General features: G+C 46.5%; 8 protein-coding genes, 2 tRNA genes and 3 rRNA genes. 5 read left to right on the top strand and 8 right to left on the bottom strand.

Annotated features, from left to right (window positions below; genetic code table 11):
- Window positions 1–4: 4 nt before the first annotated feature.
- From rrf to NKU06_RS07220, 7 genes are all read right to left on the bottom strand, one after another.
- A 5S ribosomal RNA gene (gene rrf, locus NKU06_RS07250) occupies window positions 5–118 on the bottom strand.
- Window positions 119–247: 129 nt separating this feature from the next.
- Window positions 248–3104: ribosomal RNA gene (locus NKU06_RS07245) — 23S ribosomal RNA — on the bottom strand.
- A gap of 263 nt (window positions 3105–3367) precedes the next feature.
- Window positions 3368–3443, bottom strand: a tRNA-Ala gene (locus tag NKU06_RS07240).
- A gap of 7 nt (window positions 3444–3450) precedes the next feature.
- A tRNA-Ile gene (locus NKU06_RS07235) sits at window positions 3451–3527 on the bottom strand.
- 61 nt (window positions 3528–3588) lie between these two features.
- Window positions 3589–5117 (bottom strand): 16S ribosomal RNA (locus tag NKU06_RS07230).
- The 16S, 23S and 5S rRNA genes sit together here with 2 tRNA genes alongside, the layout of an rRNA operon.
- Before the next feature lie 709 nt (window positions 5118–5826).
- A complete protein-coding gene (gene pssA, locus NKU06_RS07225) occupies window positions 5827–6630 on the bottom strand; it encodes a CDP-diacylglycerol--serine O-phosphatidyltransferase (RefSeq protein ID WP_254729669.1) in 804 nt (267 codons plus the stop codon).
- A gap of 68 nt (window positions 6631–6698) precedes the next feature.
- Window positions 6699–7586 (bottom strand): 23S rRNA (adenine(2030)-N(6))-methyltransferase RlmJ, encoded by an 888-nt coding sequence (locus NKU06_RS07220; protein WP_254729667.1) that lies wholly within the window; start codon window positions 7584–7586, stop codon window positions 6699–6701.
- Window positions 7587–7748: 162 nt separating this feature from the next.
- Here NKU06_RS07220 and NKU06_RS07215 point away from each other — a divergent pair, with 162 nt between their 5' ends.
- The 4 genes from NKU06_RS07215 to NKU06_RS07200 are packed head-to-tail and all read left to right on the top strand — an operon-like array spanning window position 7749 to window position 11219.
- A complete protein-coding gene (locus NKU06_RS07215; protein ID WP_254729665.1) occupies window positions 7749–8363 on the top strand; it encodes a 2OG-Fe(II) oxygenase in 615 nt (204 codons plus the stop codon).
- A gap of 25 nt (window positions 8364–8388) precedes the next feature.
- On the top strand, window positions 8389–9312 hold the full coding sequence (locus NKU06_RS07210) for a DUF4300 family protein (RefSeq protein ID WP_254729663.1): 924 nt from the start codon (window positions 8389–8391) through the stop codon (window positions 9310–9312).
- Between the two features lie 36 nt (window positions 9313–9348).
- On the top strand, window positions 9349–10530 hold the full coding sequence (dapE, locus tag NKU06_RS07205; RefSeq protein WP_254729661.1) for a succinyl-diaminopimelate desuccinylase: 1182 nt from the start codon (window positions 9349–9351) through the stop codon (window positions 10528–10530).
- 2 nt (window positions 10531–10532) lie between these two features.
- Complete coding sequence (locus tag NKU06_RS07200; RefSeq protein ID WP_254729659.1) at window positions 10533–11219, top strand: glutathione S-transferase; 687 nt, start codon at window positions 10533–10535, stop codon at window positions 11217–11219.
- A gap of 61 nt (window positions 11220–11280) precedes the next feature.
- Here NKU06_RS07200 and NKU06_RS07195 read toward each other — a convergent pair whose 3' ends face one another.
- The gene (locus tag NKU06_RS07195) at window positions 11281–12282 is read right to left on the bottom strand and encodes an extracellular solute-binding protein (RefSeq protein ID WP_254729658.1); all 1002 of its coding nucleotides are present in this window, start codon (window positions 12280–12282) and stop codon (window positions 11281–11283) included.
- Window positions 12283–12564: 282 nt separating this feature from the next.
- Here NKU06_RS07195 and NKU06_RS07190 point away from each other — a divergent pair, with 282 nt between their 5' ends.
- Window positions 12565–14163 carry an iron ABC transporter permease gene (locus tag NKU06_RS07190; RefSeq protein ID WP_254729655.1) on the top strand — a complete coding sequence of 533 codons (1599 nt, stop codon included), beginning with the start codon at window positions 12565–12567 and terminating at the stop codon, window positions 14161–14163.
- The last annotated feature ends 39 nt before the right edge of the window (window positions 14164–14202 follow it).

Here is a 14202-nt window from a genome sequence, read left to right as displayed (position 1 = left end):
AAGGTGCTGACGATGACCTACTCTCACATGGGCGAACCACACTACCATCGGCGCTAAGACGTTTCACTTCTGAGTTCGGGAAGGGATCAGGTGGTTCCATCTTGCTATTGTCGTCAGCGTAAAAGGATTAACAACGCTGTTATGAGTCTGTTATTTGTTTTTTTATCAAGATTGATTCAAGCTTATAGGTAAAATCTTTACACTTACCATCAACACAATCAGTAGTATTAAACCACTTGGGTGTTGTATGGTCAAGCCAAACGAGCAATTAGTATTGGTTAGCTACACATGTCACCATGCTTCCACACCCAACCTATCAACGTCGTAGTCTACAACGGCTCTTTAGGGAAATCTCATCTTGAGGTGGGCTTCCCGCTTAGATGCTTTCAGCGGTTATCCCATCCGAACGTAGCTACCCGGCAATGCCACTGGCGTGACAACCGGAACACCAGAGGTTCGTCCACTCTGGTCCTCTCGTACTAGGAGCAGATCCTCTCAAATTTCCAACGCCCACGGTAGATAGGGACCGAACTGTCTCACGACGTTCTAAACCCAGCTCGCGTACCTCTTTAAATGGCGAACAGCCATACCCTTGGGACCTGCTTCAGCCCCAGGATGAGATGAGCCGACATCGAGGTGCCAAACACCGCCGTCGATATGAACTCTTGGGCGGTATCAGCCTGTTATCCCCAGAGTACCTTTTATCCGTTGAGCGATGGCCCTTCCATACAGAACCACCGGATCACTAAGACCTACTTTCGTACCTGCTCGACTTGTGGGTCTCGCAGTTAAGCGCGCTTTTGCCTTTATACTCTTTGAACGATTTCCGACCGTTCTGAGCGCACCTTCGTACTCCTCCGTTACTCTTTAGGAGGAGACCGCCCCAGTCAAACTACCCACCATACATTGTCCTTGATACTGTTATATCTAAGTTAGAACCCCAACATAACCAGGGTGGTATTTCAAGGATGGCTCCATAGGAACTGGCGTCCCTACTTCAAAGCCTCCCACCTATCCTACACAAGTTAGGTCAAAGTTCAATGTAAAGCTGTAGTAAAGGTTCACGGGGTCTTTCCGTCTAGCCGCGGGTACACAGCATCTTCACTGCGATTTCGATTTCACTGAGTCTCTGCTGGAGACAGCGCTGCCATCATTATGCCATTCGTGCAGGTCGGAACTTACCCGACAAGGAATTTCGCTACCTTAGGACCGTTATAGTTACGGCCGCCGTTTACTGGGGCTTCGATCAATAGCTTCGCTTGCGCTAACCACATCAATTAACCTTCCAGCACCGGGCAGGCATCACACCCTATACGTCCACTTTCGTGTTTGCAGAGTGCTGTGTTTTTAATAAACAGTTGCAGCAGCCTGGTATCTGCGACTGCCAGTAGCTTACACCGCGAGGGTTTCACCACCGGCAGCGTACCTTCTCCCGAAGTTACGGTACCATTTTGCCTAGTTCCTTCAGCAGAGTTCTCTCAAGCGCCTTGGTATTCTCTACCTGACCACCTGTGTCGGTTTCGGGTACGATTTGTTTATGACTATCGCTTAGAAGCTTTTCCTGGAAGCATGGTATTTGCCACTTCGCCAGTAAACTGGCTTGCTATCAGATCTCAGTAATAGCCTAGCGGATTTGCCTACTAAGCCTACCTACATCCTTCCACCTGGACAACCATCGCCAGGCTGGCATAACCTTCTCCGTCCCTCCATCGCATCATAAACAAGTATCGGAATATTAACCGATTTCCCATCGACTACGCCTTTCGGCCTCGCCTTAGGGGTCGACTCACCCAGCCCCGATTAACGTTGGACTGGAACCCTTGGTCTTCCGGCGAACGGGCTTTTCACCCGTTTTGTCGTTACTCACGTCAGCATTCGCTCTTGTGATACCTCCAGCATACCTTACGATACACCTTCACAGGCTTACACAACGCTCCCCTACCACTTAATTGAAACAATTAAATCCGCAGCTTCGGCTCCTAGTTTGAGCCCCGTTACATCTTCCGCGCAGGCCGACTCGACTAGTGAGCTATTACGCTTTCTTTAAAGGGTGGCTGCTTCTAAGCCAACCTCCTAGCTGTCTGTGCCTTCCCACATCGTTTCCCACTTAACTAGGAATTTGGGGCCTTAGCTGGCGGTCTGGGTTGTTTCCCTCTTGACGACGGACGTTAGCACCCGCCGTCTGTCTCCCGGATAGTACTCATGGGTATTCGGAGTTTGCATCGGTTTGGTAAGTCGGGATGACCCCCTAGCCGAAACAGTGCTCTACCCCCCATGGTATTCGTCCGAGGCGCTACCTAAATAGCTTTCGGGGAGAACCAGCTATCACCGAGTTTGATTAGCCTTTCACCCCTATCCACAAGTCATCCCCTACCTTTTCAACGGGAGTGGGTTCGGTCCTCCGGTGTCTGTTACGACACTTTCAACCTGCTCATGGATAGATCACTCGGTTTCGGGTCTATACCCTGCAACTGAAGTCGCCCTATTAAGACTCGGTTTCCCTACGGCTCCCCTATACGGTTAACCTTGCTACAGAATATAAGTCGCTGACCCATTATACAAAAGGTACGCCGTCACGGAACAAGTCCGCTCCGACTGCTTGTATGCACACGGTTTCAGGTTCTATTTCACTCCCCTAACAGGGGTTCTTTTCGCCTTTCCCTCACGGTACTGGTTCACTATCGGTCAGTCAGGAGTATTTAGCCTTGGAGGATGGTCCCCCCATCTTCAGACAGAATTTCTCGTGTTCCGCCCTACTTAATATGTCTCATAAACAGTTTCGCATACAGGACTATCACCTACTATGGTTGGCTTTCCCACGCCATTTTGCTACTGTAAATTCGATCGGCTCCTCCCCGTTCGCTCGCCGCTACTTGGGGAATCTCAATTGATGTCTTTTCCTCGGGGTACTGAGATGTTTCACTTCTCCCGGTTTGCCTCATAAAATAAATTATGATACCTAAGTTATCTTAGGTGGGTTTCCCCATTCAGAAATCGCCGGGTCACAGGATATTGCCACCTCACCGACGCTTATCGCAGGCTATCACGTCTTTCATCGCCTCTGACTGCCAAGGCATCCACCATGTGCACTTCATTACTTGACCATACAACCCCAAGTAGTCTTGGTGTTATAAGGGTAATGTGTAACGATCTTCACCTATGTTTACGCTTGATTCAGTTCTCTTTACTTTAGGTGATTGTATTTTGGGGTACAATCACCATGGTTAATAAATTACGTTGGATAATTTATTAACCCAGACTCATAATCATGTTGTTAAATAGTGTTATAAACTTCGTCAGTTTATAAAGTAAAAGCATAAATAAGAAATCTCTTATTAAATTGCTTATGTATGCTTTGATGTTTAAATGGTGGAGCCAAGGAGAGTCGAACTCCTGACCTCCTGCGTGCAAGGCAGGCGCTCTACCAACTGAGCTATGGCCCCAATTTAATGGTGGGTCTAATAAGACTTGAACTTATGACCCCCGCGTTATCAACACGGTGCTCTAACCAACTGAGCTATAGACCCGTTTTAAACATCTTACCAAAGAACAACTTGTTGTGGATTCTTGCCAATCAGATATCTTCATTAAGGAGGTGATCCAGCCGCAGGTTCCCCTACGGCTACCTTGTTACGACTTCACCCCAGTCATCGACCCCACCGTGGTGATCGCCCTCTTGCGTTAGGCTAACCACTTCTGGTGAGATCAACTCCCATGGTGTGACGGGCGGTGTGTACAAGGCCCGGGAACGTATTCACCGCAGCATTCTGATCTGCGATTACTAGCGATTCCGACTTCATGGAGTCGAGTTGCAGACTCCAATCCGGACTACGATTGGCTTTTTGAGATTAGCATCACATCGCTGTGTAGCAACCCTTTGTACCAACCATTGTAGCACGTGTGTAGCCCTGGTCGTAAGGGCCATGATGACTTGACGTCGTCCCCGCCTTCCTCCAGTTTGTCACTGGCAGTATCCTTAGAGTTCCCACCCGAAGTGCTGGTAACTAAGGAAAAGGGTTGCGCTCGTTGCGGGACTTAACCCAACATCTCACGACACGAGCTGACGACAGCCATGCAGCACCTGTATCAGAGTTCCCGAAGGCACTAAGCTATCTCTAGCGAATTCTCTGTATGTCAAGACCAGGTAAGGTTCTTCGCGTTGCATCGAATTAAACCACATGCTCCACCGCTTGTGCGGGCCCCCGTCAATTCATTTGAGTTTTAACCTTGCGGCCGTACTCCCCAGGCGGTCTACTTATTGCGTTAACTGCGTCACTAAGTCTTCAAGAGACCCAACGACTGGTAGACATCGTTTACGGCGTGGACTACCAGGGTATCTAATCCTGTTTGCTACCCACGCTTTCGCACCTCAGTGTCAGTATGATGCCAGGGAGCTGCCTTCGCCATCGGTATTCCTCCAGATCTCTACGCATTTCACCGCTACACCTGGAATTCTACTCCCCTCTCACCTACTCTAGTCACCCAGTATCAGATGCAGTTCCCAGGTTAAGCCCGGGGCTTTCACATCTGACTTAAGCAACCACCTACGCGCGCTTTACGCCCAGTAATTCCGATTAACGCTTGCACCCTCTGTATTACCGCGGCTGCTGGCACAGAGTTAGCCGGTGCTTATTCTGTAGGTAACGTCAGGGCTAATGGGTATTAGCCATTAGCTTTTCCTCCCTACTTAAAGTGCTTTACAACCAAAAGGCCTTCTTCACACACGCGGCATGGCTGGATCAGGCTTTCGCCCATTGTCCAATATTCCCCACTGCTGCCTCCCGTAGGAGTCTGGGCCGTGTCTCAGTCCCAGTGTGGCTGATCATCCTCTCAGACCAGCTACAGATCGTCGCCTTGGTAGGCCTTTACCCCACCAACTAGCTAATCCGACTTAGGCTCATCTAATAGCGAGAGCTTGCGCCCCCTTTCACCCGTAGGTCGTATGCGGTATTAGCTTGAGTTTCCCCAAGTTATCCCCCACTACTAGGCAGATTCCTAAGCATTACTCACCCGTTCGCCACTAGGTATCAGGAGCAAGCTCCCTAACCTCGTTCGACTTGCATGTGTTAAGCCTGCCGCCAGCGTTCAATCTGAGCCATGATCAAACTCTTCAGTTTAATCTTGAGTTGCCAATAAAACAAAGAATGTTTGATTGGACTTTAATGTTGGCTCATTTATTATTACTAGCAATATTTGCTCATCGTGTAAATGAATTAACTTTGAGTATTCTTGCTGAATATAAATGATAATTTTTTTAAGATTATCTTGTATTCGCAAAAATCCACACAAGTTGTTCTTTAGTTTTGATTTTAAATAGTTTAAGTCAAAGCATCGTCTGCTTGGTGACATAGGATGCGTATTATACGCTGAAATTTTATTAAGTCAAGCATTTTTTTCAAAGTTTTTTGATTTTTTTCAAAAACTTTCGTTTTTGAAAAGTTTTCAAAATTTTTACTTTGAAGCTCAATAACTTGCTGTAAGTTATTGATTTATCAGCATTTTTTGCTATGCTGTGCTGCTTAAGTGGTGCGTATTATAGACCCAGTATCGGCAGTTGTAAAGTGGTTTTTTGCATAAAAGGGGAGAAAGTTTGTAAGTGGTTGATATTCAAAGATTTTATTTTTTGGGTTGAATTGGTTGTTTTTGCCCTTTTGTTATTTGTTAGATTTATATAGTCAAACAAATTTGAATAAGGCAAGCAAAATTAGCGAAATTGTACAAGTAGTACCACGAGCGAGTTTAACGCAAGCATTATTTTAAAGTTGGCAGACTATGAGATAATAAAAAAGCCTTTCGGTTGGCTGAAAGGCTTTTTGACCAATGCTGCTATTTGGTTTTCTTTTGCATAAAAGTCATCACAAAGCCTGACAATGCATAAGTAACACCAATAGCAAGCAAGCCAACTGGAATGTCATATAGCAACACACCAAAAACAAGCACCGCAATCAGCAGCACCACAAATGGTACTTTTTGTTTGTCAAACTCTTTAAATGAATAATATTTGACATTACTAACCATCAATAAACCGCACGCAATCACCCACGCGGCAAAAAACCACACCAACTGCGCGCCCATGCCTGCCGTAAAATCCGCATAACGCAGTGTCACCAATACCGAGCAAGCGATCAATAACGCCGCCAACGGACTTGCCAAGCCGATGAAATATTTCTTATCCACCACACCGATCTGTACATTAAATCGCGCTAAGCGAAACGCCGCGCACGCCGCATAAACAAAAGCGCACGCCATGCCAAATCTACCCCACGGCTGCAAAGCAAAGCTATAAACCAATACTGCAGGTGCAAGCCCAAAGGCTATACAGTCTGCCAGCGAATCATACTGCTCACCAAAAGGACTTTGGGCGTTCAGCATTCGCGCGGCACGACCATCCATCCCATCCAAAAACGCCGAGATAAAAATCGCAATGCTCGCCTTGATATACTCGCCGCCTGTACTTGACAGAATCGAATAAAATCCAGCAAACAGCGACAAAGTCGTGATCAGATTCGGCACTAGATACACGCCCTTGCTCATCACTTTTTTGCCGTCATTATGCTCAGGCTCAATGACTTCAAAGGTGATGCCGTCGTGTTCTTCTTGATAAGTGTGCGGTTTTTGTTCGTCTGACATAGCGCGCCTATTTCACATATTTTTATGTTTTTCAATGACCTATGGATTATACAATGAATTTTGCTAAATCATTCACCCACAAGCCACTTGACCACCACTTCTTCACCAATGCTCATCGCTGGTGCGTCGCTTGGCTTGAGAATCGGTGCCAAAAATTCCAAAATCTCTTGGGTATGATCGGCAAATTGCCATGGCGGATTGATCACAAACAAACCCGTGCCATTTAAGCCCACCGCCACATCATTAGGGTACAGATTCAGCTCACAAACCAGTTGTTTTTTGATGCCGGTGCGTTTCATTTTTTTATAAAATAGCTCGGTGGCATCAATATTTTTAATCGGATACCACAGCACAAAAGTACCAGTGTTGAACTTTTTATAACTAGCAACAAGCAAATCCACCAAGCGACTAAAATCCTTGTGCTCTTGCTCAAACGGTGGATCTAGCAAGATAATGCCGCGGCGTTCTTTAGGCGGTACAACCGCAGGCACTCCTTCAAAGGCATTGCGATGATGGATGCCGATCGGCAGTTGATACAGCTGATAATTGAGCGCATCATACTCATCCGCCACCGCTTCAAAAGCTTCGGCACGCAGCGGTGCATCAGCAGAGTGATATTCGCCATGATGCGCAATCCACCAAGGTGAACCTGGATAAACATACTGATCGTATTTTTGGCGGGCAAATGCCAAATCGTCCAAATACTGCGCGACCGCTTTTGGCAGATTTGACGCGCCTGCTGCCACCGCTTTTTCGAGTGCGATGATGCCCTGCTCAGCCTCTTTGGTCTTTTGGGTTTCGGTGCTTGCCAATGAGTACAAGCCGCGTCCACCATAAGCATCCAGCACATAAAATGGCTTGGCTTTGGCAGAAAATTGCGCCAATAATTGCAATAATAAAATGTGCTTGGCGACATCGGCAAAGTTACCAGCGTGATAGGCGTGTTTGTAATTCATTCGGCTCTCGATGATTTTTATTAACAAATTTGTGCTTAATATGGTAGCATAGACAGCTTTATTTGGCGAATTTTTTTGTCAAATTTCTCTTAAGTTACTTGCTATACTGTCAGCTTGCAAGCAGCCTTGCCTAAGCTTGAGAATTTTATAAAGAATAATGCAATGAGTACATTACCGATACCTAGTTTCACGACCGATTGGGCGGCACATCTAGATAAGCAGCTGGATGATTTTTTGTGCACGGGTGTGGCGATCATCGATGACTGCTTTGATAAGCAAGTGGTGAGCGCTCTACAAACCGAAAGTGGCTACATCGACTATAAAGAAGCGCACCTGACGCATGGTGAGCGCGCGGCAACGATCCGTGGCGATAGCATTCGCTGGATTGATGATGGCTGCCCTATTGGCATGAATTATTTAGCTAGTATTAACGAACTTGCGCAATATTTCAACCAAACCCTGTACACAGGCATTCGCCGCAGTGAAGCGCATTTTGCCCGTTATCCTGCAGGATTTGGCTATCAATGGCATAAGGACAATCCTGCTGGTCGTGACGAGCGCGTGATTTCGGCGGTGTATTATCTCAATGACGACTGGACAGACAGTGATGGCGGTGAGATTTTGGTCGTGGATAAACTTGGTAATGAGCAAAAACTCTTACCCCAAGCCAATCGTCTCGTGCTGTTTGACAGCAATTTATTACACCAAGTCAATATCACTCATCGCACGCGCTTTTCGATCGCCACTTGGATGCGTCGTGATGATGATGTTTTATAAATTTTCTTATCAATTGAGCAAATAAATGTCCAATAAATTTCCCCCAGTTTTACTTGCTATCAGTGCTGCCGTTGCCCTGAGTGCTTGCTCGCCTGCCGATAATGGCAATAATAACCATACTGATAAATCGGTCAATCAGCCAAGCACACAAACCCAAAGCACGCCTGCCGCCCAAGCTGACAGCGCGCTATTATTCAGCAATCTTGCCGATGATGACAGCCGAAAGCAAGTGCAAGAAATCCTACAAAAACACTTAAACAAATCCGATGTAGATACGGTGATGACTTGGGTTGCTGATTATAACCACACCATTAACAACACCAACCTAACCCAAGGCTTTAGCACTGCCGTGACAAGCCATGATGCAGCCGCCATTGATGAGCTGTGGGCGAAATCCAAAGGTGATTTTATCGGGACAAACTGCCGTATCAACACCTTTAGCCTATTAAAAGATAATATCCAAATCAGTGGTGCTGATACCGCCAACGATCAGATGTTGTTCATGGATCATAATGCCATCGCTACAGGCAAATTATTAAGCGGTGATGAATTATCAAAATTCAATCGTCTATTTGCCAAAGTCAAAACAGAACCGACCAAAGATGTGCAAGTACACGCCAAAAAGATGCAAGCACATTTTGTCGGCATTCAATTTGATGATAATGCTACCATGCTCTCGGTGGTGTTTCACGATGACATCGATGGCGATTATCTGTTTATCGGTCATGTCGGCGTATTAGTGCCAAGCGATACAGGCTATCTGTTTATCGAAAAATTATCCTTCCAAGAGCCGTATCAGGCGGTGAAATTTGCCGATAAAAATACCGCTTATGCATATCCACTTGACAAATATACGGTGGATTTTAATCAGCCGATCGCACAGCCATTCATCATGGAAAATGACAAATTGGTCAAGTGGGCAGATGAAAAGCCTACTGCTGCATCATGATTTTAGTTTAGATAATTTAAAAATTAGGAAAATATTATGACTACCAAAACCTTAGAACTTGCCATTGCCTTGATGCGTGAAGTGTCCGTTACCCCTGATGATAAAAATTGCCAAAATATCCTAGCTGATCGCCTGAATGCACTGGGCTTTGAATGCGAATTTATGTATTTTGGCGATAAAAATGACACAGGCAAAAATGCTGAAGTGAAAAACCTATGGGCGATCAAAAAAGGCACGGATGATACCGCGCCTGTGCTGTGCTTTGCAGGACATACCGATGTCGTGCCGACGGGCGACGAAAGCCGCTGGACTTATCCGCCATTTTCGGCAACGGTGGCTGATGGTAAGCTATGGGGACGCGGTGCATCGGATATGAAAACTGGCATCGCAAGCTTTGTTGTCGCTTGTGAAAATTTCATCAACCATCACCCCAATCACAAAGGCAGCCTTGCCCTACTCATCACCAGTGACGAAGAAGGCGTGGCGATCAATGGCACTGTGAAAGTCGCCGAAACCCTTGCGGCGCGTGGGCAGAAGATGGATTATTGCTTGGTGGGCGAACCATCAAGCACGGCAACGCTTGGCGATATCATCAAAAACGGTCGCCGCGGCTCACTCAATGCTAAGCTAACTGTCACGGGCAAACAAGGTCATATCGCCTATCCACACCTAGCGATCAACCCCATTCATGCCGCCGCCCCTGCCTTAGCAGAGCTTGTGGCGACACATTGGGATGATGGCAATGAGTATTTTCCAGCGACATCGATGCAGATCTCAAACATCAACTCAGGCACAGGCGCGACCAATGTCATCGGTGGTACTTGCGAAGTGCTGTTCAACTTCCGCTACTGCACCGAAAATACCGCCGACAGCCTGATGGCAAAGACACACGAGATTTTTGATAAGCATTTTGCTGATGCGAAGGCAACTTATCACATCGACTGGACGCTGTCTGGCGTGCCATTTTTGACCGAAAAAGGTGAATTTGTCTCAGCGTGTGTCGATGCGATCAAGGCAGTCACAGGCACGACGGCCGAACTATCCACTTCAGGCGGCACATCCGATGGCCGCTTCATCGCACCGATTATGAACGCGCAAGTGGTTGAACTTGGTGTAAAAAATGCCACCATCCACCAAGTCGATGAGCATATCGAAGTGGCAGAACTTGAGCAATTGACCCAAGTCTATGGGGAAATCCTAGAGCGACTGGTGGTGTAATCATGATCACTTTATATCATCTGGAAAAATCGCGCTCGTTTCGCATTGTTTGGTTATTAGAAGAATTAAAGCTTGCCTATGGCTTGGATTATGACTTAATCAGCTTTAATCGCGATAACAAAACTTATCTTGCGCCCAAAGAACTCAAGGCAATTCATCCAATGGGTAAAGCACCAATCTTAGTCGATGACAGCCTGTCAGTCGGTGAGCAAGCCTTGGCAGAATCAGCGTTGATTATTGAGCATTTATTAAAAACTTATGACCATGAGAAGAAATTTTATCCTGCTGATGATAAAGCTTGGCGCGATTATACTTTTTGGATGCATTTTGCCGAAGGCTCGCTGATGCCGCCTTTGGTGATGGGTTTAATCTTAAGTAAGGCGTGTGAAAAATCGCCATTTTTCGCCAAACCCATCGCTCGCAAGCTCAAAGACGGCATTGGCAAAATGATTTTAAATAACAATGTCAGCTCAGCACTTGAATTGATTGAACAAAGCTTGGCACAATCGCCGTGGTTTGCAGGCAGTGAATTTACTGGCGCGGATGTGCAAATGTATTTTGCCGTAGCGGCAGCACGCGAACGCACAGTCTTGCCACCTGCCATGACGGCGACGCGCGCTTGGCTGGATCGCTGCGAATCTCGGGCGGGATTTATTAAGACAGTTGAGAAAGTCGGTACGGTATTTTAATCCTACAGCACTTAAACCAAAAACCATGCTCTATTGAACATGGTTTTTGGTTTGTAGCGGTTTATTTATAACCTGCTTTTTTCATCAGCATGATGGCTTTTTGTTGGTTTTGACCTGCAACAGAGACATTGATCATGTCACGCTTGAAGCTGCTTGGCAACCAGCGAGCCATGTTGCCTGTCACAGCGATGCGCGGGTTGGCTGGGTATTCAAAGTTATTTTGCGCGTATAGGCTCTGGGCTTCTGAGCCACTTAGCCATTCGATGAATTTTTGGGCTTCGGCAACATTATCACTGTGCTTGACCACGCCTGCACCTGAGACATTGACATGAGTACCTTTGCCTTTTTGGTCAGCGAAGAATACTTTGACAGTGTTTGCCACACTTGGTTTTTGGTTCAGTAGGCGACCATAATAATAGGTATTGGCGATACCGACATCACACTGCCCTGCATTGATGGCTTCTAGTAGCGCGGTGTCGTTCGAAAATGGTGAAGTTGCAAGATTATTCACCCAGCCTTTGACCGTCTTTTCGGTGGTAGCTTGACCTTGGTTGGCGATCATCGTCGCGACCAATGACTGATTATAAACATTATTCGATGAGCGTAGGCACAGCTTGCCTTTCCACTTAGCATTTGCCAAATCAGCATAGGTGGAGAGCTGACTTGGGTTTACTTTTTTGGCATTATAAAAAATCGTCCGCGCACGCACCGACAGACCGAACCAATGATTCTTCGGGTCGCGCAGGTTTGATGGGATATTGGCTTTTAGCACCGATGAATTGATCGGACGAAGCAGCCCTGCTTGCGCCGCTTGCCACAGATTGCCGCCATCGACAGTGATGAAGACATCCGCCTTGGTGTTTTTACCTTCAGCCTTTAGCTTCTCCATCAAAGGACCTGCTTTATCGCTGACCAAAGTCACTTTTGTGCCAGTTTTCTTTTGATAAGCTTGGGTCAATGGCTTTAGCAGCTCATCGGCACGCGCAGAATATACCACGATTTCGCTTGCCAATGCAGGGGCAGTCATCGCAAGCATCAGTGAAGTTACTAATAACTTTTTCATCATCTATCCTTATCAAGCCATGCGTCACACGAACGCAAAAAATTTGCTCAAGTTTGCAAGTTTTGTCAAACAATCTTGCTGCCATTTGTGCTATTATAATAGAATATTTTTCAAATAGAAACAAGAAATATTATCATTATCGATTAATTTTTGGACATAATGTCGCATTTCTTGCTTTTATGTTGGTTGATACAGTTTTACAGGTTTGTCAATTTTATTTTAAGCCATTGATATTAATAGGTTTTTTATTTATCCAATCTACTTACCTTTTATAGCAAATCTATGAACTCATCCCTACTTCCCCGCCTTTGGCTGTCGCTGTGCGCTTTGCTTGTCATCATTCCGCTTGCGGTCATTGTCTCATCATTGACCAGCTTCGATGCTGAGATTTGGCAATTTTTGCTGGATTATGAATTGCCGCTGCTGCTTAGCAATACGCTGTGGCTCGTGCTTGGCGTGGGCTTTGGGGTGACGCTGCTTGGCACGACGACGGCATGGCTGACGGCGATGACGGATTTTCCACTGAAGCGATTTTTCGGTTGGGCGATGATGTTGCCACTTGCTATTCCTGCTTATGTACTGGCGTTTGTACAATTGGGAATGTTTGATTATACAGGTTTTATCAGTACATTTTTAAGAGAAAATTGGGGATTTACCAACGGTTTACCCGATGTGCGTAATGGCTTTGGCTTGACTATCGTGATGAGCTTGACGCTGTATCCTTATGTGTATTTGCTTGCCAAAAATGCCTTTGGTAGCATGGGCGCGCGCGCGCTCGAAGCTGGTGCATCTTTGGGATTGTCCGCACCCAAAGCCTTTGTTAAGCTTGCTCTACCGATGGCGCGTCCATGGATCGCAGGCGGTGTGATTCTTGCCTTAATGGAAGTGTTGGCTGACTTTGGTGCGGTGAGCGTGTTTGGCTATGATACTTTTACCACGGCAATTTATCAGGCGTGGTTTGGTTTTTTTTCGATTGATACTGCTAAGCAGTTGGCAAGTTTATTGATCGCATTGGTGTTTGTGTTTTTGGTATTAGAACAGCTAAGCCGTGGTCGTCGCCGCTTTGAGACCACAGGGCGTGCAAGCCATCACCGCGCCATTGTCTTGACGGGCGCACACAAATGGCTAGCTACTTTATACTGCGGCTTGATTTTGTTTTTGGCGTTTGTGCTACCACTGATTCAGCTTGGCTTTTGGGCGTGGGCGAGCCTGCCTGAAGTGGCGATTGATGAGCTTGCAATACAGATTTGGCATTCAGTGAGCGTGAGTCTGATGGCATCGGTACTGGTCGCCGTGGTCGCTCTATTTCTTGCCATCAGCACACGCCAAGACCACAGCAAATTTGCCCTTGCCAGTGCCAAAATCTCAACGCTCGGCTATGCCATCCCAGGCTCGGTGCTGGCTGTTGGCGTGTTTGTCCCTGTGGCATGGCTGGACAATTGGCTGATTGCCTCCCTGCCAAGCTTATCAGATGCCGATGCTATCTTTAAGGGTACGCTTGGTGTGATGCTGATTGCGTTATTGATTCGCTTTTTGGCATTGGGCGTGCAGTCAGTCGATGCAGGCATGAAACGCATCAAATCCACGCACATCGAAGCAGCAGCATCACTTGGAGTGGCGCCATTTGACACCGTGCGTCGTGTCTATCTACCACTCATCAAAGGCTCACTCGGCGTGGCAATGCTGATGGTCTTTGTTGATACGATGAAAGAGATGCCGATTACCTTGATGATGCGTCCGTTTGATTGGGACACTTTGTCCGTGCGGATTTATTCGTTCACCAGTGAAGGCTTATATGATAAGGCATCGCTACCTGCGCTTGCCATCATCATTGCAGGGCTGATTCCTGTGATTTTATTTGCCAAAATGGATCAAAAATAACGCCATTATCAGTAGAATATTAAAAATTTTGAGAAAATT

The sequence above is a fragment of the Moraxella sp. FZLJ2109 genome, from assembly GCF_024296965.1.
Lineage (GTDB): Bacteria > Pseudomonadota > Gammaproteobacteria > Pseudomonadales > Moraxellaceae > Moraxella.
The sequence above is the reverse complement of the archived record's forward strand: the minus strand, read 5'-3'. Positions and strand labels throughout refer to the sequence as shown.